The 24,588-nt window shown below is 72.7% G+C and carries 24 protein-coding genes; 14 read left to right on the plus strand and 10 right to left on the minus strand.

Going from position 1 to position 24,588, the window contains the following annotated elements:
• Positions 1-67 precede the first annotated feature (67 nt).
• Complete coding sequence (locus BBK14_RS03415) at positions 68-925, plus strand: phytanoyl-CoA dioxygenase family protein (RefSeq protein ID WP_241831090.1); 858 nt, start codon at positions 68-70, stop codon at positions 923-925.
• 50 nt (positions 926-975) lie between these two features.
• Here BBK14_RS03415 and BBK14_RS03420 read toward each other — a convergent pair whose 3' ends face one another.
• Together BBK14_RS03420 and BBK14_RS03425 are read right to left on the minus strand one after the other, a co-directional pair.
• Positions 976-1,317: a hypothetical protein gene (locus BBK14_RS03420; protein WP_071059757.1), complete on the minus strand. Its 342-nt coding sequence runs from the start codon at positions 1,315-1,317 to the stop codon at positions 976-978.
• 118 nt (positions 1,318-1,435) lie between these two features.
• Positions 1,436-1,645: a hypothetical protein gene (locus tag BBK14_RS03425; protein WP_071059758.1), complete on the minus strand. Its 210-nt coding sequence runs from the start codon at positions 1,643-1,645 to the stop codon at positions 1,436-1,438.
• 643 nt (positions 1,646-2,288) lie between these two features.
• Here BBK14_RS03425 and BBK14_RS03430 point away from each other — a divergent pair.
• The 3 genes from BBK14_RS03430 (at position 2,289) to BBK14_RS38690 (ending at position 4,068) form a co-directional block, all read left to right on the plus strand.
• Positions 2,289-3,152, plus strand: a complete 864-nt coding sequence (locus BBK14_RS03430; RefSeq protein WP_071059759.1) for a helix-turn-helix domain-containing protein — start codon at positions 2,289-2,291, stop codon at positions 3,150-3,152.
• Positions 3,149-3,388, plus strand: coding sequence for a DUF397 domain-containing protein (locus BBK14_RS03435; protein WP_071059760.1), 240 nt, complete (start codon positions 3,149-3,151; stop codon positions 3,386-3,388). The genes BBK14_RS03430 and BBK14_RS03435 overlap by 4 nt, the downstream gene beginning before the upstream one ends.
• Positions 3,389-3,909: 521 nt before the next feature.
• Positions 3,910-4,068: a hypothetical protein gene (locus tag BBK14_RS38690; protein ID WP_018500571.1), complete on the plus strand. Its 159-nt coding sequence runs from the start codon at positions 3,910-3,912 to the stop codon at positions 4,066-4,068.
• Positions 4,069-4,101: 33 nt separating this feature from the next.
• Here BBK14_RS38690 and BBK14_RS03440 read toward each other — a convergent pair whose 3' ends face one another.
• Both BBK14_RS03440 and BBK14_RS03445 read right to left on the minus strand, forming a co-directional pair.
• The gene (locus tag BBK14_RS03440) at positions 4,102-5,037 is read right to left on the minus strand and encodes an NAD(+)/NADH kinase (protein ID WP_071059761.1); all 936 of its coding nucleotides are present in this window, start codon (positions 5,035-5,037) and stop codon (positions 4,102-4,104) included.
• On the minus strand, positions 5,034-6,098 hold the full coding sequence (locus tag BBK14_RS03445) for an SPFH domain-containing protein (RefSeq protein WP_071059762.1): 1,065 nt from the start codon (positions 6,096-6,098) through the stop codon (positions 5,034-5,036). Before BBK14_RS03445 ends, BBK14_RS03440 begins: the two co-directional genes overlap by 4 nt.
• 98 nt (positions 6,099-6,196) lie before the next feature.
• Here BBK14_RS03445 and BBK14_RS03450 point away from each other — a divergent pair, with 98 nt between their 5' ends.
• Positions 6,197-7,099 carry an NUDIX hydrolase gene (locus BBK14_RS03450; RefSeq protein ID WP_241831091.1) on the plus strand — a complete coding sequence of 301 codons (903 nt, stop codon included), beginning with the start codon at positions 6,197-6,199 and terminating at the stop codon, positions 7,097-7,099.
• A 312-nt stretch (positions 7,100-7,411) separates the two neighbouring features.
• Here the strand turns inward: BBK14_RS03450 and BBK14_RS03455 are convergent, their stop codons facing one another.
• The 6 genes from BBK14_RS03455 to BBK14_RS03480 all read right to left on the minus strand — a co-directional run bounded on the left by BBK14_RS03455 (position 7,412) and on the right by BBK14_RS03480 (position 14,048).
• The gene (locus BBK14_RS03455) at positions 7,412-7,681 is read right to left on the minus strand and encodes a hypothetical protein (protein ID WP_071059763.1); all 270 of its coding nucleotides are present in this window, start codon (positions 7,679-7,681) and stop codon (positions 7,412-7,414) included.
• Positions 7,682-7,789: 108 nt separating this feature from the next.
• Positions 7,790-8,902: a hypothetical protein gene (locus tag BBK14_RS03460; protein WP_071059764.1), complete on the minus strand. Its 1,113-nt coding sequence runs from the start codon at positions 8,900-8,902 to the stop codon at positions 7,790-7,792.
• Positions 8,903-9,074: 172 nt separating this feature from the next.
• Positions 9,075-10,247, minus strand: coding sequence for a glycosyltransferase family protein (locus BBK14_RS03465; protein ID WP_071059765.1), 1,173 nt, complete (start codon positions 10,245-10,247; stop codon positions 9,075-9,077).
• Entirely contained in the window at positions 10,244-11,299 is a 1,056-nt protein-coding gene (locus BBK14_RS03470; RefSeq protein ID WP_071059766.1) for an NAD-dependent epimerase/dehydratase family protein, read from the minus strand. Before BBK14_RS03470 ends, BBK14_RS03465 begins: the two co-directional genes overlap by 4 nt.
• Positions 11,296-12,432 carry a DegT/DnrJ/EryC1/StrS family aminotransferase gene (locus BBK14_RS03475; RefSeq protein ID WP_071059767.1) on the minus strand — a complete coding sequence of 379 codons (1,137 nt, stop codon included), beginning with the start codon at positions 12,430-12,432 and terminating at the stop codon, positions 11,296-11,298. The genes BBK14_RS03470 and BBK14_RS03475 overlap by 4 nt, the downstream gene beginning before the upstream one ends.
• Before the next feature lie 878 nt (positions 12,433-13,310).
• Positions 13,311-14,048: a metallophosphoesterase family protein gene (locus BBK14_RS03480; protein ID WP_071059768.1), complete on the minus strand. Its 738-nt coding sequence runs from the start codon at positions 14,046-14,048 to the stop codon at positions 13,311-13,313.
• A gap of 207 nt (positions 14,049-14,255) precedes the next feature.
• Between BBK14_RS03480 and BBK14_RS03485 the strand changes: the two genes are divergently transcribed.
• The 9 genes from BBK14_RS03485 to BBK14_RS03525 all read left to right on the plus strand — a co-directional run bounded on the left by BBK14_RS03485 (position 14,256) and on the right by BBK14_RS03525 (position 24,441).
• Positions 14,256-15,122 carry an amidohydrolase family protein gene (locus BBK14_RS03485; protein WP_071059769.1) on the plus strand — a complete coding sequence of 289 codons (867 nt, stop codon included), beginning with the start codon at positions 14,256-14,258 and terminating at the stop codon, positions 15,120-15,122.
• Positions 15,123-15,198: 76 nt separating this feature from the next.
• Positions 15,199-15,708, plus strand: coding sequence for an MSMEG_0572/Sll0783 family nitrogen starvation response protein (locus tag BBK14_RS03490; protein ID WP_071059770.1), 510 nt, complete (start codon positions 15,199-15,201; stop codon positions 15,706-15,708).
• Between the two features lie 433 nt (positions 15,709-16,141).
• Positions 16,142-17,353, plus strand: coding sequence for an MSMEG_0568 family radical SAM protein (locus tag BBK14_RS03495; protein WP_116429979.1), 1,212 nt, complete (start codon positions 16,142-16,144; stop codon positions 17,351-17,353).
• Between the two features lie 5 nt (positions 17,354-17,358).
• On the plus strand, positions 17,359-18,819 hold the full coding sequence (locus BBK14_RS03500) for an MSMEG_0567/sll0787 family protein (protein WP_071059817.1): 1,461 nt from the start codon (positions 17,359-17,361) through the stop codon (positions 18,817-18,819).
• Positions 18,816-19,817 carry a carbon-nitrogen hydrolase family protein gene (locus tag BBK14_RS03505; protein ID WP_071059771.1) on the plus strand — a complete coding sequence of 334 codons (1,002 nt, stop codon included), beginning with the start codon at positions 18,816-18,818 and terminating at the stop codon, positions 19,815-19,817. Before BBK14_RS03500 ends, BBK14_RS03505 begins: the two co-directional genes overlap by 4 nt.
• Positions 19,817-21,370, plus strand: coding sequence for an FAD-dependent oxidoreductase (locus BBK14_RS03510; RefSeq protein WP_071059772.1), 1,554 nt, complete (start codon positions 19,817-19,819; stop codon positions 21,368-21,370). Before BBK14_RS03505 ends, BBK14_RS03510 begins: the two co-directional genes overlap by 1 nt.
• Positions 21,367-22,620 carry an MSMEG_0565 family glycosyltransferase gene (locus BBK14_RS03515; RefSeq protein ID WP_071059773.1) on the plus strand — a complete coding sequence of 418 codons (1,254 nt, stop codon included), beginning with the start codon at positions 21,367-21,369 and terminating at the stop codon, positions 22,618-22,620. The genes BBK14_RS03510 and BBK14_RS03515 overlap by 4 nt, the downstream gene beginning before the upstream one ends.
• Positions 22,621-22,837: 217 nt before the next feature.
• The gene (locus BBK14_RS03520; protein WP_071059774.1) at positions 22,838-23,722 is read left to right on the plus strand and encodes an alpha/beta fold hydrolase; all 885 of its coding nucleotides are present in this window, start codon (positions 22,838-22,840) and stop codon (positions 23,720-23,722) included.
• Positions 23,723-23,859: 137 nt separating this feature from the next.
• Positions 23,860-24,441 (plus strand): phage holin family protein, encoded by a 582-nt coding sequence (locus BBK14_RS03525; protein ID WP_071059775.1) that lies wholly within the window; start codon positions 23,860-23,862, stop codon positions 24,439-24,441.
• Positions 24,442-24,588 lie beyond the last annotated feature (147 nt).

The following is a 24,588-nucleotide window of genomic DNA, read 5'->3' on the forward strand; positions in this document are numbered from 1 at the left end:
GCGAAAAATGCGTGGCGGGCGGCTGCCGGTCGCGGGCAGACTCGTTCACCGGAGGTGGTCGCGGCCCATGACGTCCGGATTCACGGCCGAGTCGTCCCGTCCCATGCTTACCGGCGAGGAGATCGAGAGGTTCGTCGCGGACGGATTCGTGCGGGTGGCTGGGGCGTTCAGCCGCGCGGTCGCCGACGCGGGCCGGGCGATTCTCTGGGAGACGATCGACGCCGATCCCGCGGACAGCGCGACCTGGACGCACCCTGTCGTCCGCGTGGGCGGGCGCGCCGACGAGCCGTTCCGCGCCGCCGCGTCCTCGCCGCGGCTGAGTGCCGCGTTCGACCAGCTCGTAGGCCCCGGGCGCTGGCTGCCCCGGGTCGGGCTGGGCACTTTCCCGATTCGTTTCCCGCACCCCGACGACCCGGGCGACACAGGCTGGCACATGGATGGCAGCTACGCCGCGGACGACCCGGCGCAGGCCGCGGCGACAGCGCCCTGGCCATGGCTCAATGTGGCCTCACGCGGCCGTGCCCTGCTGATGCTCTTCCTGTTCTCCGACGTCGGCCCGGCCGATGCCCCGACCAGGATCAAGGTCGGTTCGCATCTGGACGTCCCGCGGTTCCTCGAGCCGCTCGGTGGGCGCGGGACGGACGTCCTGAGCCTGTGCCGGACGATGGACGCGGCCGGCCGGCTCGACGCCGCGGACCGTCCGACCGCGCTGGCCACCGGGCAGGCCGGGGACGTCTACCTCTGCCACCCGTTCCTGATCCACGCCGCGCAGGTGCACTGGGGGTCGACTCCCCGGTTCCTCGCCCAGCCGCCGCTCGAGCCCGACGGCCCGCCGCTCCTCTGCGACACGGATCTCCCCCGCTCTCCGGTGGAGCAGGCGATCCACCGCGGGCTGGGAGGCGACGACCCGGCGGCCTCCGGCTGAGCCGGCCGAGGCGGTTGCGGCGGTTGCGGCCCGGCTCTGACAGCCTGCGCTCAGGAGGCTTTGACCTGGCGGCGGAGCCTGTTCCGCGGGCGCGGGCTCACCGTTCCCGGCGGCGGCGCCGACGGAACGACGAAGGCGGACGGGACGGGGAGCGGCACCGGCGGCGGCGGTGCGCAGTAGCCGTACTCGACCTGGCGCCGCCAGACGGTGAGCCGGCACTGCTCGCCGCTCACCGTCCAGGTGCGGCGCTCGGCGCGGTCCTCCACCTGTACGGGGCCGGTATTCGCGGGTTCGGCTGATCGTAGGTGCGCCCAGGAATGCGCGTCCTCCCACTCCGCGAACGTGCCCACGAGCTCACCGTCGCCGTCGAACACAAGAAATCGCCGGGTCATCGTCGTCCCGCCTCTCTTCTCACCGGCCGGCCGGGTCTTCTCGGCGGTCGGGTTGTCTCGCCGGTCGGAAGGTCTCGCCGGTCGGTGGGTCTCGCCAGCTGGTGGGTCTCGCCGCGCTTCACCGGACCCGGCGGATACCCGCCGGCGACAGGAAGGACAGCGGCGCAACCAGGTAGTCGACATAATGGTTCTCGACCGCGTACGCATCGGCGTCGGACGCGGAGTCGAAGGCGAGGACGATCCGGCGCGCCCGACGCGGACCGGCCGCGAAGAGGATCACGCCGAACATCGAGGAGGAGTCGGGGTCGTCAGCCTCCCCCAACCGCATCGTGGCCGGCCGGACGCGCCTGCCGCAATGACCCCTGCTGCGTGAGTAACGATTCATCGGGACTCCAGTTCCCAGTTCTGGCGGGGCGGCCGCGCGGGCGCGGCACCCGCCCCCGCGAAGGCGCTCCGGATGGATGTCGGTCACGAACCGGCCGGCGGCTGGGGCTGTCACCGGACACGGCATGGCCGAGACCATCGCCGGCCGACGGGCGGCACGGCGCACGGCAGCCTGACGGGCGGCACGGCGGGCAGCGGCCTGACGGGCGGCGGGCACGGTCACCGGGCCGACCGCACGGATCGACGGAGGGACCATGCCGACGTGGCAGGCCGACCCGATGGCGCAGCCCAACCTGATGTGGGCGGCCGACCCGCCGTGGCAGGGCGGGCGGCACCGGCTCACGGCCATCCATCCCGTCCCGACCAGCACCGACGCTCCCCCGGTAGGCCCCATCGTCGACAACATCTCACCCAGGGGCTCGATTTCGCCACTCAAGGTGAGCACCGCTTCTGCAGCATGGAGCTTGCACCACGCATATGCAAGCCCTTGTGTGTTGGTTTCACTACAGATTGCGCACTATCTATGTGATCAGATTGTGGATGCGTAACGGAATGCTCCACAACGGTTCCGGTGACCGGGAGGACGGGTGACGGCGAGGAACAGCGGTCCCACGGTGCGGCGCCGGCGGCTCGGCGCCGAGCTCCGCCGCCTGCGCGAGGCCGCGGGTGTGGACGTCGAGCAGGTCCGCGAGGTGCTGCGCTGCTCGGCGTCGAAGGTGAGCAGGTTGGAGAACGGGCGGATCCCGGTGCGCACGAGGGATGTGGCGGACCTGCTCCGGCTGTACGGGGTGACTGACGCCGACCACCGCGAGGCGCTGCTCGGCCTGGCCCGCGAGTCGCGGCGGCACGGTTGGTGGCAGGCCTACCAGGACGTGGTCCCGGCCTGGTTCGAGGTCTACATCGGCCTCGAGGCCGACGCTTCCTCGATCAGCGTGTACGAGCCGCAGCTCGTCCACGGCCTGCTGCAGACCGCGGACTACGCGCGGGCGGTGATGCGCGCGAGCAACCCGGAGGCGCCCGACGACGAGATCGAGCGCCGGGTAGCGCTGCGGCTCGACCGGCAGTCGCGGCTGCGCGGCGGCAGCCCGCCCCGACTCTGGGTGATCCTCGACGAGGCGGTCCTACGCCGCCCGGTCGGCGGCGCGGCGGCGATGCGCGCCCAGCTCGAGTGGGTCGCGAAGACGTCCGAACTACCGAATGTCACCGTTCAGGTGCTTCCCTTCGCAGCCGGGGCACATGCCGGTATGGGCAGCACATTCTCCGTTCTGGGATTCGCGGACGAGACGGATCACGATGTGGTCTACATAGAAAAAGGCGCCGGAAGCCTCTACCTGGAACGTCCGTCAGAAATTCGCCGCTATAGAGTCAGGTTGGATCACCTGATGGCGTCCGCTCTTGGCCCGGCGGACTCCGTGGCGTTGATTTCCGCTGTTTCGGAGGAGCTTCGATGAGGACATCCAGGAAACCGGCGGTCACCGACCCGGCCGCGCTCCCGTGGCGCAAGAGCAGTCACAGCGGCGGGGAGGGCGGCATGTGCGTCGAGGTGGCCGACGTCGACGGCGGTGTGGCGGTCCGCGACTCCGCCGACCCGCTCGGCCCGGTTCTGGCCTTCAGCAGCGCGGAGTGGGAGGCGTTCCTCGCCGGGGTCCACGACGGCGAGTTCGACCGCCCGCGCGCCCGCCGCTGACCGGCGGATCCGGACAGCCGGCGGGTGTCAAGCCGCTGACCAGCCGTTCTTCGGCTCTTGCGTAACCGGCTCACGTCGCGCACTCTGTAGATGTTCGTGCGGGCCGCGTTGTTCCAACGTCACGGTCGTGTCGATCGTGCGATGCCCGCTGAGGCCGAGCGCGGGCGCACGGTGCCCGTCCCGTCACGGAGGAGCGACGTCGTGATTGCCATCGAGCGGGTACCCGCCCCGGCCTGACCCGGCACGATCTGCCGGGCGGTCACCCCACGCCGGCTCCGTGACCGGGCCGCCTGTCCATCGCACACCGCGTTTCCGACCAGCACCGACGGTCGCGTCGAGCCCGCTCCAACTGCTCCGCTCGGTCCGCTCAGCTCAGCTTGCGCTACAGCCCAGTCCGCTCAACAGTTCAACCCGCTCTACTGCTCAGTCCACTCAACAGCCCAGCCCGCTCGGCCCAGTCCGTTCCTTTGGATTCGCCCGTAGTACTCCACCTGTTCCCCTGGTACCGGGAGGTGATCGCCGTGGCCACCGCCACGACCAACCTGCTGAACACCCCGCTGAGCGATCCGCGTGCGGAGCGGGTCCGCCGCGCCGCGCTCGCCGCGTATGTGGACGGGAAGGTCAGCTTCGCGCAGGCGAACTCCCGGGTCAGCAAGGCGATCGAGCGCTTCGGGCACTGACCGCACGTCAGACCGCAGGTCAGGGACCGTGCGTCAGATGAGGTTCAGCCGCCGGTCCGCCATGCCGATCGTGAGGCGTTGGCCCCAGGTGAGAGCCACCGAGTCGGTCTCGATGCCGTCACCGAAGACGACCAGGCGCTCGGATTCGACCAGCAACTCGAGCCGGACCGCTCCGACAAGGAGCCCCTCGGTGCAGGCCGTCCCCGTGGTCGGGGACGGCCACGCCTCACGGGTGAACCAGATCAGGGCGGGCGCCTCGCCGGCCGGCAGGTCCAGGGCACTGTGCCGCTCGCGCCAGACGGACCGGCACCACCCGGTGCTGCCCGTGCCGGTGCTGACGATCAGGCCGGACGATGCCTGCCGCTCTGTCGTGACTCCGTCGTACCCGGGCGCGCGCAGGAGGTAACGGGCCGTCTGGTGGCCGGGGTCCCCGATGTAGACCTCGTTCAGGGCACGCACGACCTGTCCGTCGTCGGAGCGTGCCTCGACCATGGTGAGGTGGCGCAACGGGCCGCCGGCGCCGCCCGCGCCGCCCGCGCCGCCCGCGCGCCGGAGCGCTTCGGCGACGGCCAGCAGGCGCCCGGTCTCGCCCGGCTGGTGCCGGACGAGCACGCCGGGGTTGCGCGAGGGATCGGCGTCGATGCCCACGACGGGCTGGTCGTCGACGTACTTGGCGACGTTGGCGACGAGGCCGTCCTGGCCGACACAGATGATCACATCCTCGGGGTCGAACAGGAAGCGGTCGAGGTCGGCGCGCTCCACCTCGCCGCGCCGCCAGCTCGGCGGCACCGCGGCGGCCACCTGGCGCCGCGCCGCCGTCTGGGCGGCGTGCCGGGCCTCCACCTCGGCGATGTCCCGGCCCCGCGACCGCAGGAAGAACTCCGCCTGGCCACGGGTGCCGTGGTGCTCCAGCAGCTCGGTGTACTCGGTGCGCCGGTGGACGATCACCGCGCGCGGGGCGAGGCTCACCGCTCGCCGCCGGCCGGGACGGCGGCCGTCAGGCCGGGCCGGGCGAAGCGGGCGAACGCCTCGGTGAGGACGTCCGGCGTGATGGTGAGGGCACCGATGTCCGGCAGGTGGTCGGCCAGGTCGCGCACGGCGAGGGCGACCAGCGTCGCCGTGTCCATGCCGGCCAGCGCGCCGACCCGGGCGGCCTCGGCGTCGGCCTCGGCCGCGCCGACCAGGCGGACCGCGTCGGCACGGGCGGCGGCCTCCAGCCGCACCCGCTCGGCCTCGGCGCGGGCCGCGGTCTCGGCCCGCTCGGCCTGCGCGGTGGCGCTGATCCGCGCCGCCGCCGCCTGCTCGGTCATCCGGCGTTGCTCGTTGGCGCCTTCCTGGACGACGAGCTGTTCCCCGCGGCGGGCCAGCTCGATTTTGCTCTGCAGCTCGTTCTCGCCGATCCGGCGCTCCTGCTCGACCGCCAGCGCGCGGCGGCTGTAGGTGGCGCGGTCGGCCTCAGTCTGGATCTTTTCCCTGGTAGGGGTGCCCAGCGCCTTCTCCACCTCCGGCACCGGCCGGATGGCGACGACCCGGACACCGACGAGCGCGATCCCGGTCTGGGCGAGACGGGCGTCGCCGCCGAGGCCCTGGCCGACGCGCTGGCGGACCGCCGCGACGCCGTCCACCAGGGCGTCGGTGAGCGGCATGCGGACGAGCTGGTCGGCGGCGTACTGCTGGGCGGTCTCCGTGATCATCTCGGCGAGCCGGGCGAGCGGGTCCTCGCGCCAGCTCCCCAGCTCGGGGTCGATGCCGAAGTCGAGACGGCTCGCGGCGAGCGCCGGGTCGGCGATGCGGAAGGTGACCGTCGACTGGACGGCGACGTCGGCGAAGTCCGCGGTCCGGGCGTGGAAGACGACCGGAAGCTCCCGGTCGTCCACCGGGACCTCGCTGATCACGGCCGTCCGCGGCCGGTACCAGAACACCAGGCCGACGCCCTCGTGGGCGACGGCGGTGCCCCGCTGGTGGCGGATGTACGCCGTCGGGGTGCCACGCAGGTGGCGCAGGAACAGAACACGGCTGATATCGGCCATCGCCGAACCTCCTCACACTCTTATCGTCGAAGTGACGATAAGAGGGACTGTAGAGCCCTACCCCCTTTTCGTCAACCTGACGAGATACCATCGCCGCCATGACCACGCCGCCCGCCGCCGGCTCCCGCACCGCGCCCGGCTCCCGCCCCACGCCCGGCTCCGGCACCCCGTCCGAGTCCGGCGCCACGCTCGACTCCGACGCCGCGCCTGGTCCGGCCGAGATCCTCCCGGCCGAGATCGTCCCCGTTCCGCTGGCCGTGGATCTCGTGGTGCTCACCGTGCGCGATGACACTCTCTGTGTCCTTCTGGTGCGGCGCGGGATCGAGCCGTTCGCGGGGCGATGGGCTCTGCCCGGCGGGTTCGTCCGGCCCGACGAGGATCTCGACGCGGCCGCCGTCCGCGAGCTACGGGAGGAGACCGGCCTGGCGCGCTCCACCGGCCATCTCGAACAGCTCGCGACCTATGCGGACCTGGACCGCGACCCGCGCGGGCGGGTGGCCACGGTCGCGTACCTGGCGCTCGCGCCTGACCTTCCGGTTCCCGTCGCCGGCACCGACGCGGCGGCCAGCCGGTGGTGGGCGGTCACCGACATCCCGCGAGCCGGCTCGGACGGCGACTCGGGCGCAAACGGTACGGACGGCGGCACAGGCGGGGACGGCCGCGCGGTCGGCGGGATGACCGGGCTGGCCTTCGATCACGCCAGGATCCTGGCTGACGGGGTCGAACGTGCCCGTTCAAAGATCGAGTACAGCCCGGTGGCGACGGCGTTCTGCCCGCCAGAGTTCACCGTCGCGCAGCTTCGGCGGATCTACGAGATCGTCTGGGGAACCCGGCTGGACCCTCGCAACTTCCACCGTAAGGTCACCCGCACGGCGGGCTTCCTCGTCCCGACCGGACGGACCACAACGCGGGACGGCGGCCGTCCGGCCGAGCTCTTCACCCGCGGGGACGCCCGCCTGCTGCATCCGGCGATGCTGCGGCCGGAACCCGAAGACCGCTGACCCGCCCAGCACCGTGTGTCGCCCGGGACCAACGCCCCGGAACGGCTCAGGAGCACCGAGACGGAACAGGCAGCGCCAATGCGGTCGTACCTGTGGACTCGCTCACGCGATGCACACCTCAAGAAACCGTTAGTAACGCATCGCGTGCCGAGCGTGAGACAGTCGTTGTGGCCGGCCGCCCGGGTTCACCCCCCGATCGCCCGGGCGCCCGGCCGTCCATCCGAGTGAGGCGCACCAGCAGCCCCGGCCACGAGCCGGCGCCGGCAACAGCGACGGCGACGTGCACCGGAAGGCCCAGGAACCTCAGCGGGCTCAGTGCAGGGCGGGCGGTTCCGCCGCGCGGGACACGTCCTGGTCGAGCGCCGCGCGACTGAGGGCCGCCGTCCAGCGGTGGAAGTCAATCAGTGATGCGCGCGGCTCCTGGCGCCACAGCGCCTGGGTCACGTAGGCGGACAGGCCGTTCGGGCCGACCCGGCGCAGCACGACCTCCAGGAGATYGCTCGGCAGATTGACCGAGACGACCCGGTACCCCGGATCCTGGTATCCCGCCGCATCGTCGAACCCCGAATCGTCCGCGTACACGCGATCCACCAATCCCGGCCGAGCGGGGCCGCACCTCGAACGCCTGCCGCGATGCCCTCACCGACCCACGGGCCCACGGGACATTTCGCCCATGAGCCCCATCCTGACTCAGCTCTGCGCACTCCGCAATGGGTCCATGACCACGCCGAACCTGTCGGCCGACCCGTGCGCGGGCGCGCCGCCCGGGGCGGTTCCGCCGCCGTCGTAGCCGGCTCCCGTCCCGGGAACAGCCCAGTCATCCTGGTCGGTGGCACCGTCGAGGGGACGATAGCCGTCCTCGTCGGCGGGGTCGTAACCGGCTCGGGGATCGACGACCGGCTCGTCCTCGACCGACCGGTTGGCGGCCATCCGGTCGCGGCCGAGCGCGCCGATGCCGGCGGCGACCATCACCAGCGAGACGACGAAGGCGAGCAGGCGCGGGCCGTCCGGCGCCGGCTCGTCGAACAGGGTCAGCCCCAGGGTCACCGGGAGGAACGCCGAGACCCCGCTGGTGACGGGGAAGGCGATGACCGCGGCCCGGCCCTGCAGGCCGCGCTGCTCCAGCCCGAGGGCCAGCACGGAGAACAGGATGAGGACGTAGGGCGTCGGCGTGGACAGCAGGTCGACGAGCGTCGAGTCGCTGTTGCGGCGTTCGTGCACCGCGAGCCCGATCTGGCGGGTGGCCAGGGTCGCGATGGCATAGCTGACCCCGGCGGCCAGCCCGAACCCCAGCGCGGCCCCGGCGACCTGCCGTTTCGCCGCGGCCAGGTTCGCGCCGAACGCGCACAGCAGCGAGAAGATCAGCCCGAGCACCAGGAAGGCGAGCAGGACGCCGTTGCCCGCCGGGCTGCCGACCTCCGCGTTGCGGTGGAAGGCGTAGGCGAGCAGCCCGACGCCGGCCACCATCAGGCCCACGCCGCTCCAGCCGACCCGGCTGATCTGTTCACCCAGCGCCCGGCGCGCGAGCAGGGTGAACACGATCATGTCGAGGGCCATCACCGGCGCGACGAGCGCGACCGGCGCCACCGACAGGGCGTAGACCTCCAGCAGGAACGAGCCGGCCTCAACCCCCAGGCCGATCAGCCACAACGGCCGGGTGGCCAGCCGGGCCAGCAGGCCGAGCCCGAGGCCGGTGCCGGCTTCCTCCCTCCGGGCGGCCATCGCCTGTAGCAGCGGCGCGACCCCGTACAGGGCCGCCGAGACAATGGTCGTGGGCAGCCCGATTACGAGCGCCGTGTTCATGCGCGGCTCACCATCGCAGCGTCCCATCCGCCGACACGGGCGGCCGAGCCAGGGTGCGCCGCCCCAACGGCGGCGACCCCGGCGGCATCATCTCCCACAACGCGACGGCTCCCCCAGCACATCTCATGACGTATTGACTTTCATGGCACCTGGCCCACCCGCGCGCGCGGCATCACCAGTGGACGCCCAGTCCGATCTGGGCCAGCGCCGCACCGAATGCCTGCTCCCAGGCCTGTGGGCTGACGGCGACCCGCTGCGAGGGCGGCTTGACCCGGTCCAGACAGGCCAGGGCCGACCGGGTCAGGGACAGCGAGTCCGTACTGGTCACCTCGGCATGGCCGCGGTCGAGCTCCTTCTGCAGGTTGTCCCGCCCGTGGCCGGGGACGACGTCCATCAACAGCAGGTCGCGCCCGATCACGCGAGCCTCGCTGCACGTGTCCCCCGACGAGGTCACCACCAGGTTACTTGCGGCCATGAGCTCGGGAATCCGGTTGGTGAATCCGAACGGGATCACCCGGTGGTCGCGCTGCGCGAGGGCGGACAGCCGCGCGGCCAGCTTCTCGTTGCGGCCGGCGACGGCGAGCACCCACACCCCGGCCGCGGCGAGCGCCTCGGCGGCCTCGACCAACGGGCCGAGGCCCCACGATCCGGACATCAGCAGCACGCACCGGCTCTCCAGCGGGATGCCGAGATTGCCCCGGGCCTCCTCCTGGGTCGGCGGGTCGTAGAACGGCGTCCGCACCGGGGTCGGCACCACGGCGACCCGGGCCTGCGGGGCGAACCGGCGCACGTAGCGGGCCGCGGTCTGGGACGTCACCAGGAACAGGTCGGTGTTGTCCTGCACCCAGATGCGGTGTACGCAGCAGTCCGAGGAGAACACGGCCGTGGTCATCCCCGGAAACTCCGACTTCAGCCGGCTGACCGCCGCCGCGGCGGAGGCGAAGATGGAGATCACCAGGTCGGCCGGCTCGGCCCGGATGTCCTCGCGCAGCCGCGGCACGAGAAAGTGGCTGGACGTCCGCTCGATGGCCCGCGCCACCCGCCCGCCCGTGCGTAGCTGCGAGAAGTGCAGCGCGTCGTACACCCCCGGGACGGCGATCAGCCCACGGAAGGCGTTCTGCCCGAGCGTGCCGTTGCGGCCGTCCGTCATGCGCAGGCAGTCCGCGGTGCGGGTGTGGAACCCGCGGCGCTCCAGCGACGTCGCGCAGGCCTCGGCCATCACGTCGTGGCCCATTCCGAGGGAGCCGGAGAGCAGCAGCACGTTCCCGCGCCGAGACCCGGGCTCGCTCTCCGCCGTGACGTCGTCCATGATCCCCTCGATCCCGTCCATCTTCGACACGCTCATTCCGATGAGGTTGCGGAGACGCCGAGATCCCCGATCGACGGCGCAGTCACCGCGGGTGGCTGCCGGTTCGCCTGATACCACTCGATGTACTGCCGGACGCCCTCCAGGAACGGCGTCGTCGGCCGCCAGCCGAGAAGGCCGGCGGCCCGCTGCGCGGAGATCTCCCGGCCGCGGAAGTCCCCCGGCCGGGCTGGCATGTGCTCAATCTCCGTCCCGGGGAAGTGCCGCTGGACGGCCTGGGCCATCTCCAGCACGCTCACCGGCTCGTTGCCCTCCAGAGCGAGGGTGGTGTTCGCCGCGGAGTCGGCGAGCGCGAGCACGTGCGCGTGGGCCAGATCACGGACGTAGACGTAGTTGCGGAACTGCAGGCCGTCGCCGGCGACGGTCAGCGGCCGGCCGTGCACGGCGTTGTGGACGAACCTGGCCAGCACCAGCTCGTCACGCATGCCGGGGCCGTAGGGGATGCCGTACCGCAGGATCGTGAACGGGAGCCCGTAGGTCTGCTGGTAGCTGTGCAGGAGCAGCTCGGCCGCGAGTTTGGTCGAGGTGTACACGTGCCCGGCTCGCGCGAGCACGATCTCGGCGTCCTCGGTGAGCGGCGCGGGCCGCGGATGGTCACCGTGCCCGGCCGGAGCGGGGACGCTGCCCGCCGCGAGCCCGGACGGCTGCTCGGTCGGTTGCGCGGGCGCGTCGGCCACGGCGCCGTAGACCCAGACGGTGCTCGCGAACACGACGCGGCGCACGCCGGTGCGCCGGGCCGCCTCGCACACCTTGCCGGTTCCCTCCACGTTGAGGCGCACCGTGCGCACCGGGTCGGCGAAGGCGAAGTCGACGTTCGACATTCCGGCGATGTGAAAGACGACGTCCACGCCCGTGAACGCGTCGACGAGCGCCTCGAGCTCGAGAACGTCGATCTCGCGGTAGGCGGCACGCGGGTCGGGCCGCCTGCAGGTGCTCAGGTCAAGCGACAGCACCTCGTGGCCGGCGTCGAGCAGGCGGTCGACGACGTGACCGCCGATGAATCCGGATCCTCCCGTGACGGCTATCTTCATCGCCGGGCACCGTCCAGTTCCATTCCGTGGACGACGGCACGGAATGCCGAGATGACATGTTCGGCCTCGGCGTCGGTCATGTCGGAATGCAGTGGCAGGCAGACGTGCCGCGCGCAGATGTCCTCGGCCACCGGCAGCTGGACCTGCGCATACCGCTCGAACACCGGCTGCTGGTGCAGCGGGGCTTCGTACACCTCACCCGCCATGGAGACACCGTGTCCCTCCCGGATCTCCTTCTTCACCTGCGTCCGGTCGACGCCCCGGGAAAGAAGAACCGGGTACTTGTAGTAGTTGGTGACGCCGCCCTCGACCGCCTGCGGCCGTTCCACGCCCAGTTCGTCGATCGCCTGGTCGTAACGGGCCGCGACCCGGCGGCGGCGGGCCAGGAAGTCGTCGAGGTGACGTAGGTGGACGCGGCCGGTTGCGGCGTGCACCTCACTCATCCGCCAGGCGTACCCCTCGCGGATGTGAATGTTGCCGAGGAATCCCGCCTTGCCCTGGTCACGATAGAGGAGGGCTTCGTCGCGTAGCCGGTCGTCGGATGTGACGACCATTCCACCCTCACCGCACGTGATCAGCTTGGTCGGGTAGAAGGAGAACGACCCCGCCACCCCGAAGGAACCGGCGTGCCGGCCAGCGAGACTTGATCCGTGCGCGTGGGCCGCGTCCTCGACGAGCACGATGCCCCGCTCGTCGAGGAGGCCACACAGCTCGTCGATGTCCGGCGGAATCATGCCGCCGATATGCACGACGACGACGGCTTTCGTCCGCGGCGTGACGGCTGCGGCGACAGTCTCCGGGCTGAGCGCGAAGGTGTCTGCGTTCACATCGGCGAAGACCGGTGTGCCGCCGGCGCGGAGAACCGCGAACGCGGTGGCAGCAAAGGTGTTCGTGGGCACGACGACATCGAATCCGCCCACGCCGATGCTTCTTAGGATGATCTCGAGGGCGGCCGTTCCGCTGTTCACGGCGACGGCGTGGCGCGCGCCGTGCATGGCCGCGAACGCCGCCTCGAATTCCTGGGTGTGCGCACCGAGAGTCAGGGCACCGGTCGAGAGGACCTCGGCCGCGAACGACGCGACCTCCGCGCGGTCTTCTGGCGAGAACACGATGCGCGCCGCGGGGACCTGCACCAGTTCAACCCCCCTAGGTCAACGAGCCTATTAGCTGTAGTCAGTCGCGCACGCAGCGCGAGCAGCTTCGAACGCTACCGGCTCGCCCCCGGACCGGCTCGCAACATCGCGAAACCTGACCATCCGAACTGGTCGAAACCAAAGGTCCGGTCCGCCCAGATCGCGTTGATTTGCACCGGACCCTGCCGTTGGCAGGCTACAGACCCCCGACAGGGGGTCGGCCGCTACTGCCGCGTCGATGCCGCGACAACCCCGTCGACACATCACCGCACGCCATTTTCCTTCACCTGATCCCCACCGCAACGTAACCGTGCACAGTGTTTGCGCGACACACCGCAACCGAGGCCAGACGATTACTACTCATCAGGATCAGTCGGGTTCGTGTTGTCATCACCAGGATGAACGCGGATCACTAAATGGGTAGGCCCGATCGGTGTCGGGCATCCGACGGCACGACAGCTCCCCAGGCGCTCACCCACCGCCCGGACATCTGCCTAACAGGCATCCGGCTGGCAGACGCCGAGTTGCCACCCACCCTCCCGACATACGCCCACAGACGGCCGGTAGCACGACGAGGCCGAGCGCTCACGGCCGGTGCGGGACGCGGCGGGGATGAGATCGGCTGCGCCCTCCGGGCCACACCCGGGGCAGCGCACGCGGATGCGGAACAATGCCCGGCGACAGGTTCCATCGGCATGCCACCGACATTCGGCACGGGGGAAGAAGAAGTCCCGGCGGCCGCGCGGCTCCTTGCGTACGGGGGGAACGCAGGGAGTGCGGAGATCGCCGGGACTTCCATTCACTTTACGACCCCCAGATGGCAGACGCGACAGGACTAAAGTCCCAACCCTGGCCCGAACCGTGGCCCGGCAGCGGGCTCACGCCTCCTCGAAGACGACCTCGCCGCGATCCGCGTCGAAGAACAGCCAGTTGGAGGGCCGCCCGATCGCCGGGCCCACGTTCACCACGACTGTGACCGGATCGGGCCCCGCGACGCGTACCGGCACCGGCACCCCGGAGACCACCGGGACGGACCGGACCGCTCCGGACCGCCCGGCGCCGGGGAACCGCGGCTCCCCGGCCCGCCCGCTCTCGGCCCTGGACTCGGGTTCGCGCTCGGGCTCGGGCTCGGGCTCGGCGCTCCAGCGGATCTCGAAGACGGCCCGGTGGTGGGTGTGCCCCACCAGCACCAGCGGGACGGCCGGCACGTCGCGGGCGCGGGGGACGAACGAGCCCGAGCCCGGATCGACATCCCAGCCGATCTGGTGGCCGTGCATCCCGACCGCGCAGTCCACATGGGTCATCGACACCCCGGACAGCAGCGGTGCCAGCAGCTCCGGCACCTGCTCCGGAGCGAGCAGGTCCCGGATCCGTTCCTCCTGGTTGCCCAGGATGCGCCGCAGGTCGGCGAGCTCGGCCCACAGCTTGGGGTCGGGATCGACGACCTCGTCGAGCGGCCAGAACCGCCCTGGATCGTGCCGGCGCATGGGCACCTTGGCCTCCAGGTAGTCACCCAGGCAGACCACCTCGTCGACACCGACCTCGTCGGCGGCGGCGAGGACCCGCCGCAGGGCCTTGCGTTTTCCGTGCAGGTCGGCCATGACCGCGTACCGCATGCCATCCAGCTTGCTCCGCAGGCGGGAGGCTGGACGGCGCGATCAACAGAAAGATCACATCGAGTGGACAGAGGAACAGCTCCGACTACCCGGAGGGGTCACCACAGGACCAGGCCAGGGCGGCCGAGGGACCAAAAAGAGCCAGTGGCGCGACCGGGTTGTCACGTTGGCCACACACGGGAAACACCAGGGTGCTTCACTGCCACCGTGCCGCGACCGGACGTACACGATGCGCATCGACATCTCGGGGTGCTGCCGGCCCACCCCTATTACGGTGGACCGCCGGTGGTCCCCGACGTCCGCGCCCGGGCGACGATCGCGCAGCTGCGCGCGGACCTGGACGCCGAGCGGACGTCCGCGGCCGTGGTGATCCCGAACTACGGCGTGCCGAAGCCATCGGTCGCCTTCGGGTTCAACGAGCTCTGTGTCGAGGCGGCCCAGGTGGACGAGCGGATCCTGGCCGGCCTGTGGGTCTCGGTGCGGCCCGAGGACACCGAGGCCACCGAGCGCGCGCTGGCACTGGCGGGCGAGCGGGGCGTGGTCGCCCTCAAGCTCAGCTTCCTGCTGGGCGGGGACGTCACCGACCCGGCCTGCCGGAGCCGGCTGGACCGGATCTTCGCCGTCGCCCGCGCGCACGACCTCGTCGTGCACGTCCACACCTCGCCCGGGGGTGCCGCCGACGTCGACCGGATGGGCACACTGGTCGACGACTACGCGGCCGAGGTCGCCGTCCATCTGGTCCATCTGGGCGGTGGCGCGAGCGGGCACATCAAGCTGATCGGCGGTCGCTTCTTCGACTGGGTCGCCGCCGGGCGCCGGGTCTACACCGACGCGAGCTGGGCGGTCGGCTTCGCGCCGCGGTGGTTCGCGGCGGAGGTGGCCCGCCGTGGCCTCGGCCACGACCGGCTGCTGTTCGCCAGCGACGAGCCGTGGAGCGACCACGAGGGCGAGCTCGCCCGGCTCACCGGTGCCATCGGCGACCCGGAGCTCGCCCGGAGGGTCCTCGCGGAGAACTTCCGCGACCTGTATCTGCGCGAACGGACACCGCGACCACACCCAGCGACTACTTGGTAACCGTCGGGCGGCCAAATGTAAGTAGTCGATCACAACCGCCAGATTGAGACACACGGAGACCGAGACAGGAGCACGCATGGAGCTGACGGAGCTGGAGCGCCAGAGCCTTACCGAGGTTCCGCACCCCTCGCTGCCGCCCGGGAGCAACCTGTACGGCTCGACGAAGCTCTTTCCCGACTACCAGGCCGAGGACGGCGAGTCCTACCTGACGCTCGTCCACGGCATCGCGCACGAGTCGTCGGTGAGCTTCGTCGCGATCCTCCAGGCCACCCGGGCACTGCGCAAGGGCTTCGAGTCCGTCATCTATTTCTACGGGCCCGGCGCGATGAACTGCATGGCCACCCGCGGGTTCCCACACACCGGCGACTCCGCGTTCGCCGGCGAGCACAACATCAACGCCCAGATCGAGACCTTCATCGAGGAGGGTGGCAAGGTCTACGTCTGCCGGTTCGGGCTCTCCCTGCACGGCCTGCGCGAGGAGGACCTCATCGAGGGCGTCATCCCCGCGCACCCGCTCGACATCCAGGACTGTGTCATCCATTACACCCGCAAGGGCGCGATCGTGAACTCGACGTACATGCTCTGACGCCCCGCACCGGCTCCAGACGCTCCCGGCTCCGCACCGCGGGCTCCAGCCACCGCAGGCTCCGATCACCGCGGGCGGCTGCCATCTGCCCGCCCGGAGCCGGGACGTCCGGTGCCGGACGCACCGGCGTCCGGCCACACCGCACCCCAGCGACACCGCCCCCAGCCACAAGCATCGTGACACCTCCGCACCTCGCCAGTACCCGGCACCTCGGCGTACCGGGCCCCGCGGACATGGGCCCCGCAGGCATGGGCTCCCGCGCGTCCGCGCGCCGGCCGGCACCTCAGATGCCTCCGAACCTCAGATGCCTCCGAACTTCAGGTGCCTTCGAATGTCTCCACCCCGATATCTCCACCCCGATCTCCCGCCCAGGCCCACAGGCGCTGCCCCACCCGCGACCGGGCCGGGCGCGGATTCCCGACGGGAGACACAGATGAGAAACGGTCCGGCGGCCGAACACCGGCCTGACGACGGAGCCGAGGCCCCCGTGTGGGCCGAGGCCGCGGCCGCGGCCTGGCTCGGCGAAGCATCTGACCGGCCCGAACGGGCGGGCGGCCCCCTGGCCCCCGTGGGCGCCCGCCCGTCGGGCGGACTCGACCTCGCGGTCCGCAGCGCCGTCGCCGTCCGTGGGGTGCGCGTCGCCACCCCGGTGCGCCGCCGCGGCGGCGCCGGTCCGAGCGACGACGGCCACGTCGTCGTCGCGGGCCGGGGACTGGCCCTGCCGATCATCCCCAGCAGCCCGTACTCCGTCGACGCCGGCCGGCTGCTGCTCGACGGTGTCGACCTCGGCATCGAGGCCAGGCCGGTGCGCCGGCCGCGCTTCTACGACCTGAGCACCGCCGACGGCGTCCCCTACTCCCAGCTCGCCCGGCTGCACGGCGCGGACGTCCTGGCCACGACGGTGCTGCAGACGTGTGTGCGGTACCGGGAGCCGGAGCGCTGCCGGTTCTGCGCGATCGAGGAGTCGCTGCGGGCCGGGGCGACCACCCGGCTCAAGACCCCTGGGCAGCTCGCCGAGGTGGCGCTGGCCGCCGTGCGGCTCGACGGGGTGCGCCAGATGGTGATGACCACAGGTAGCACCGCCGGCCCGGACCGCGGTGCCTCGCTGCTCGCCGAGTGCGTGCGGGCGGTGACGGACGCCGTCCCGGGGCTGCCCGTCCAGGTGCAGTGCGAGCCGCCGGCCGACCCCGCGTTCATCGGTGAGCTGCGCGCGGCCGGGGCGAGCACGATCGGCATCCACATCGAGTCGCTGGACGAGGCCGTCCGGCAGCGCTGGACGCCCGGCAAGGCCACCGTCTCGGTGGAGCGGTACGAGCGGGCCTGGGCCGAGGCCGTCCGGGTGTTCGGCCGCAACCGGGTGTCGACATACCTGCTGATCGGGCTCGGCGAGGATCCGGACGAGCTGGTCGCCGGCGCCCGCCGGCTCATCGCGATGGGYGTGTACCCGTTCGTGGTCCCGTTCCGCCCGATGGCGGGCACGCTCGCCGAGCGTGACGGGGCGCGGGCACCCGAGCCCGCCCTCGTCGCGGATGTGACGGCCCGCGTCGCCGCCGAGCTGCGCGCGGCCGGCATGCGCGGCGCGGACCAGGGCGCGGGCTGCGCGGCCTGCGGGGCGTGCTCGGCCCTGCCCCAGGCCGGGGGGTGACCCTGATGTCCAGTCTGCTGTCGGGGGGGCACACGCCGATCCGGCACCGCACCGTGGACACACTGGCGATCTGGGGTGATCGCCGGGCGCTGGCGGGCCAGCCGCCGTACCGCGTCGAGCAGGCCGAGGATCTGGCCACCTTCACCGCCTACGCCCGTCTGCGGCGGGAGGTCTTCGTCGACGAGCAGGGCCTGTTCTCCGCGACCGTCGCCGGCGATCTGGACGAGGTCGACAGCGACCCGCGCAGCATCGTCCTGGTCGCCCGGGTCGTCGGCGGGCCGGATGACGGCACGGTGATCGGCGGGGTGCGGCTGGCGCCGATCTGGCGCGGCGAGGACATCGGCGCCTGGCAGGGCGGCCGGCTCGTCGTCGCGGCGGCCGCCCGCGGGCGCTACGCGGGGGTCGGTGCCGCGCTGGTCCGGGCGGCGTGCGCGCGCGCCGAGAACGAGGGGGTGCTGCGTTTCGACGCCGCGGTGCAGCCCGACCGGGCCCGCTTCTTCGGCCGGCTCGGCTGGATGATCGCCGGGACGACCACGGTCGCCGGCCGCCCGCACGTGCTCATGCGCTGGCCCATCAACCGGCTGGCGGCGGTGGCGGCCTCGATCAAGGCCCCGCTGGCGACCCTGCTGGCCGGGATGCGCCCCGGCGGCCCCGGGTTCGTCGGTGACGACGGGGCACCGGTGCCCGGCACGGACGTCGTCGCGGCCTGCGACGCGATCGTGCCGTCGATGGTCGAACGCGACCCCTACTGGGCCGGCTGGTGCGGCGTGCTGGTCAACCTCAACGATCTGGCGGCGATGGGCGCCCGGCCGGTGGGCATGCTCGACGCGGTGGCCGGCCCGACGGCGTCCCGGGTCGCCCGGGTGATCGGCGGGCTGCGGGCGGCGGCGGAGCGCTACGGCGTGCCCATCCTGGGCGGCCACACCCAGCTCGGGGTGGCGGCCGCGCTGTCGGTGACGGCGCTGGGCCGCTCCGAACGGCCGATCCCCGCCGGCGGCGGCCTGCCGGGGCACGCGGTAACCCTGACCGCCGACCTGGGCGGTGACTGGCGCCCGGGGTACTCCGGCCGGCAGTGGGACTCGACGTCCAACCGCCGGACGGCGGAGCTGCGCGCGCTGCTGGACCTGCCACGCCGGCACCGCCCGTGCGCGGCGAAGGACGTCAGCATGGTCGGGATCGTCGGCACGCTCGGCATGCTCGCCGAGGCGAGCGGGTGCGCCGCCGAGCTGGACGTGGCCGCGGTCCCCCGGCCGGCGGGCGCCACCGTCGGCGACTGGCTCACCTGCTTCCCCGGTTACGCAATGCTCACCGCCGACGTCGACGACCGCCCCGTTCCCGCGCCGAGCCCGGCGACGTCGCAGCGCTGCGGCCGGCTGCTCAACGGGACGGGAGTGACCCTGCGCTGGCCGGACGGTGTGCTGACCCCGGCGCTGTCCGGCCATGTGACGGGGCTGGGCCACGCGTGAGCGCGGACCGCGGGGATGGCGCGCGCGGGGGGCCGGAGCCGGCCTCCCGCGCGGTGACGATCGCCGCGGTGACCGCGCCGTTCACCCGTGACCTGGACGAATGCCTCGCGGCGATCAGTCGGCTGGTCGACGGGGCCCGGCGGCGCGGGGTGGATCTCCTCGTGCTGCCCGAGGGGGCGCTCGGCGGCTACCTGCGGGCGCTGCCCCCGCGCGGGGACGATCTGGCCCCGCGCGGGGGGCCACCCGCCCTCGATCCGGACGGTCCGGAGATCACCCGGCTGGCGGCGATCGCCGGGGATATGGTGGTCTGCGCGGGATACGCGGAGCGTGACGGGCGGTACCGGTACAACAGTGCGGTGTGTGTGCACGGTGATGGCGTCCTCGGCCGGCATCGCAAGGTCCACCAGCCGCTCGGCGAGTCCCTCGCCTACGAGGCCGGCCGTTCCTTCACCGCGTTCGACAGCCCACTCGGCCGGATGGGGATGATGATCTGTTACGACAAGGCGTTCCCCGAGTCCGGGCGTAGCCTGGCGCTCGCCGGCGCGGACATCATCGCCTGCCTGTCGGCCTGGCCGGCCTCGCGTACCCACGCGGCCGACGACATCGCCGCGGACAGGTGGCGGCACCGCTTCGACCTCTACGACCAGGTGCGCGCGTTGGAGAACCAGGTCGTGTGGGTCTCGTCCAACCAGGCCGGCACGTTCGGCTCGCTGCGCTTCGTCGGCAACGCGAAGATCGTCCATCCGGACGGCTCCGTGCTCGCCTCGACCGGCACGGGCGCGGGGACGGCCGTCGCGACGGTCGACGTCACCGCGGCGCTGCGGGCGGCCCGCAGCGGCCTGAACCACCTGCGGGACCGCCGCGGCGCGAGCTACGAGAAGCAGTGCCTGCTCGCCGGTGAGCCCTACGACCCGCGGCGGGCCGCCCGCCCGGCGGCCCCCCGGCCCACGGCCGAGCACGGATCTCGCCCGTCCCGGCCCGCGGGACCGGCGCACTGATGCCCGACGCGATCATCATCGGCGCGGGGGCGGCCGGCCTGACCGCAGGCCTGCTGCTCGCGCGCCGCGGCTGGCGGGTCGACGTGCTCGAACGGGACGTCGACGACCGGCCCGGCGACCTGGCCGGCATCGACGACTGGCGCAGGCCGGGCGCGACGCAGACCTGGCACTCGCACGCCTTCCTGGCCCGCTGCCGGTCGCTGCTGGCCGAGCACGCCCCGGACGTCCTCGCCGCGCTGCGCGCCGCGGGCGCGCTCGAGGTCCGGCTCGCCGAGCACGCGCCGCCGACGCTGACCGGCCCCGCTCCGGCCGACGACGAGCTCGTCGTCCTCGGGTGCCGGCGGGCGGTGCTGGACTGGGTGCTGCGCGAGGTCGTCGCCACGCAGCCCGGTGTGACCGTTCGCTCGGGGACACGCGTCGTCGGCCTGCGCATCGAAACCGATCCCGCCCCGGCGGAGCCCGCGTTCTCGCGCGGGCCGGTGCGGGTCCGTGGCGTGCGGTTGGCTGACGGCTCCAGCCGTGACGCCGACCTCGTCGTCGACGCCGCGGGGCGGCTCTCGCCCGTGCGACGGTGGCTGGCCGACGCGGGCGCCGACCTGCCGGCGCCGGCCGAGGCCGACTGCGGCATCGCCTACTACTCGCGCTACTACCGGCGTAGCGGCCCAGCGCCGGACATCGCGCTCAACCGCGGTCACACCACCGGCGCCTCCTTCGACCGCTACTCCTGCCTGATGTTCCCAGCCGACGGCGACAGTTTCTCGATGACCTTCGGCGTGCTCCCCGAGGACACCGGCATCCGGGTGCTTCGGCACGGCGCGGCGTTCGACGCGGCGGTGCGGTCCATCGAGATGTTCGTCCCGTGGCTGAACCCCGGGAACGTGCGGCCAGTCTCGCCGGTCACCGCGATGTCACACCTGGCCAACCGGCTGCGGCCGCTGGTCGCGGACGGGCGTCCGGGCGTGCTCGGGCTGCTGGCGATCGGCGACGCGGCGGTCATCACCAATCCCGCTCACACCCGCGGGGTCTCGCTCGCCGTGCTCGGCGCCGTCCGGCTGACGGAGGTCGCGAGCGGGCTGCGTGACCCCGCCGAGCGGGCGCTCGCCCTGGACGAGTCGATGCGGGCGGAGCTCGCGCCGTGGTTCGAGGACTCGTGCGCCCAGGACTCGGCCCGGCTGCTGCGCTGGCGTCCCGAGCAGCCGGTCGTGCCGCAGGCGCGAGGTGCCGAGCCCGCCGAGGGCGCGCCGCCGACCGGCTACACGCCCTGGCCGGCGGCCCCGGCCGGCGGTGCGGGCGCCGCGCGGCCGGCCGGCGTCACGAACGGCGAGGCATACCTCGCCGCGCGCCGCGACCCGGAGATCTGGCACCGGTTCACCCGGCTGCAGAACCTGCTCGCCACCCCGTCCGACGTGCTGGGCGAGTCGGGGTTCGCCGCGCGGGTCCGCGAGATCCTGGCGACGGGCTGGCGGCCCGCGGGCGTACCCGGGCCGAGCCACGACGACCTGGTCGGGCTGGCCACCGACGCGCTCGCGGTCGGTGCCCCGGAGCCCCGGTGAGCGGGAGCGCGGCGGGCGGCCCGCTCTCGGTGGCGCTGCTGACCTACTCCACCCGGCCCCGCGGCGGGGTGGTGGCCACCCTCGCCCTGGCCGAGGCACTGGCGCGCGCCGGGCACCGCGTCAGCCTGTGGACGCTGGCCCGCGGCGGGGACGCCGGCTTCTTCCGCCCGGTCGACCCGGCGGTCGAGGTGGTGGCGGTGCCGTTCCCGGAGGTCGCCGACGAGACGGTCGGGGAGCGCATTCTGCGCTCGATCGCCGTCCTCCGGGATGCCTTCGAGGCGTTTCCCGGCGGGTACGACATCGTGCACGCCCAGGACTGCATCACCGCTAACGCCGTGGCCGACTGCGTCCGCACTGTCCACCACCTGGACACCTTCACCACCCCCGAGCTCGTCGCCTGCCATGAGCGGGCGCTGCGCCGACCGTACGCGCACGTGTGCGTGTCGGCGGCCGTCGCGGCCGAGCTGGCCGCCGGCTGGGGGATCACCGCGACGGTGATCCCGAACGGCGTCGACGCGGCCCGCTTCACCGCGGCTGCCGGCCCGGAGGCTCCCGCCCGCGCGGCCCGCGGGCACTGGCGTGCCCGGCTCGGCCGGTACGTGCTCGCCGTCGGCGGGATCGAGCCGCGCAAGGGGACCGCCGACCTGGTCGAGGCGTTCGCGCTGCTGCGGGAGCGGGTGACGCCGGTCTCCCTCGTCGTCGCCGGTGGGGAGACCCTGTTCGACTACCGCGGGTACCGCGAGCAGGTGCTGGCCCGGGCCGCGCAACTCGGCGTCGAGCCCGTCATCCTCGGGCCGGTGGCCCACGAGGAGCTGCCCGCCCTGGTCGCGGCGGCGAACGTCTTCGCGTTCCCGTCCGCGAAGGAGGGGTTCGGGCTGGCCGCGCTGGAGGCGCTGGCCGCGGGTGTCCCGGTCGTCACCCGTGACCTGCCGGTGCTACGCGAGGTGCTGGCCGCGGCCGGCGACGCGGTGCGCTTCGCCTCGACGCCGACCGAGTTCGCGGCCGCGCTGGAGGCGTTCCTCGACTCCGCGGAACGGCGGCCGGCCGCGGGCGCCGAGCAGCCGCGGGCGGGAGCGGGCGCCGGACATCCGCGGGTGGCGGGCGGGCGGGCGGTCGCGCGAGGGTACAGCTGGGCGACCGCGGCCGACCGGCATGTCGCCCTTTACCGCGAACTGATCAGAACACAGGCCACCGGACGGCCGACGCGCCGAATCAGTGTCACCACAGATAAATCATCCATCTCATTGTAAGAATTTAATGACGGAAAGCGACATCTCCGGCCCGGATCCGGTCCGGACGGTCCCCCAGGGTGCCGAATCGACTCTGCTCCGTCCGCCGCGGCGAGTCGGAAATCCGACGAATGCGTCACGGTGCCGATGGACCCCGGCCGCACCGCGTCCACGGTGTTTCATCGAGGATGCGGCGGTCGCCGAGAACCACAACGACGAGCCGAACGGCAGACTATAGATGTATGACGAAGCACCGGCCTGGTACGAGGCCGCCATCGATACTCGTCCCGAGCGGCTGGAGACCGAGGTCGACGGGACGATCATCAGCTACCGGTGCTGGGGGCGGGTCGACGGTCCCGCAATCGTGCTGGTGCACGGCGGCGCGGCCCACGCGGGCTGGTGGGACCACATCGCGCCGCTGATCCCGGCCGAGTACCGGGTGGTGGCTCTGGACCTGTCGGGCCACGGTGACAGCGGGCGCCGCGAGGAGTACTCGCTGAGCACATGGGCATCCGAGGTCGTGGCGGTGATCGGCCACGCCGGGATCACGTCCCCGCCGATCGTGATCGGGCACAGCATGGGCGGCTGGGTGACCATCACGACGGCGGCCGAATACCCGGACCGGGTCGCCGGCATCGTCCTCGTGGACTCGCCGGTCCGGGAGTCCACCCCGGAGGAGCGGGCGGCCCGCGAGCGGACGGCGTTCGGCCCGCTGCGGGTGTACGCGACGGCGGCCGACGCGCTGGCGCGGTTCCGCACCGTCCCCGAGCAGCCGAGCAGCCTTCCCTACATCATCGACCACATCGCCCGGAACTCCATCGGGGCGATGCTCGGCGGCTGGACGTGGAAGTTCGACCCGAACGTGTTCGGCAACCGGACGCCGTCCCCCGAGGTCCTGCGCAAGGTCCACTGCCGGGTCGCGCTGTTCCGCGCCGAGAACGGGCTGGTCACCCCGGACATCGGCGAGCTGATGTACAACCTGCTCGGCCGGGTCGCGCCGGTCATCGAGATCCCGCTCGCGGGACACCACGTGATGCTCGACCAGCCGCTGATGCTGGTCACCGGGATCCGCACCATCCTGGCCGACTGGGAGCACTCGTCCCCGCAGGAGCGCGCCGACTAGCGGGCCGGCCGGGGGCGCGGTTGCCACTCTCTGCCACATCCACGGTTAATCCGAGGTCGGGCGGGCATCCGGGTCTACACCGATCCGAATGGACACCGCCGGAGGGCGGGGTCAGGTCCGGTCGAGGAGGAGACGGCATGACCAGCACTTTCACCCGCCAGCCCACGACGTCGGCCCCAGCACCCCCCGCCGATCTCCCGGTCGCCCCGGGAGACGTCCCGACATCCCCGGACGGCGTCCCCGCCGACCAGGCCGGCATCCCGGGCCTTCCGCCCGATGCCACGGTGCAGACCACATCGCCGCGGATCACGCCGTCGACCCCCGCCACGGTGACGGAGCCGCGGCCGGCCTCAACCGGCCGCCTCGTCTCCGACGTCGCGACGGACGTCTCCACCCTGTTCCGCCAGGAGATCGCGCTCGCCAAGGCCGAGCTGCGCGAGGAGGCCACGAAGGCCGGCAAGGGCGCGGGGATGTTCGCCGGAGCCGGCGGGGCCGGCTACTTCGCGCTGCTCTTCGTCCTGCTCGCGGTGATGTTCGGGCTGGGCGAGGTCATGGCGCTGGGCTGGGCCGCGCTGATCGTCGGAGTGGTGCTCGCCGCGGTCGCCGCCGTCCTCGCCCTGCGCGGCCGCAGCACGGTCCGCAACGTGCACCCGGCGCCGACGCAGACAGTCGAGACGCTGCGCGAGGACGTCCAGTGGGCGCAGAGCCGCCGGCACTGATCCGCCGGTACCGATCCCGCCGGTACCGATCCGCCGGCGCTGAGCCCACCCCAACCGCTATCACCGACCAGCGACGGAAGACGTCCCAGGCCGACGTCCAGGCCGAGCCGACGTCCAGGCCGAGCCGACGTCCAGGCCGAGCCGACG

Origin of the sequence: Parafrankia soli (assembly GCF_001854695.1) — a bacterium.
GTDB classification, from domain to species: Bacteria; Actinomycetota; Actinomycetes; order Frankiales; family Frankiaceae; genus Parafrankia; species Parafrankia soli.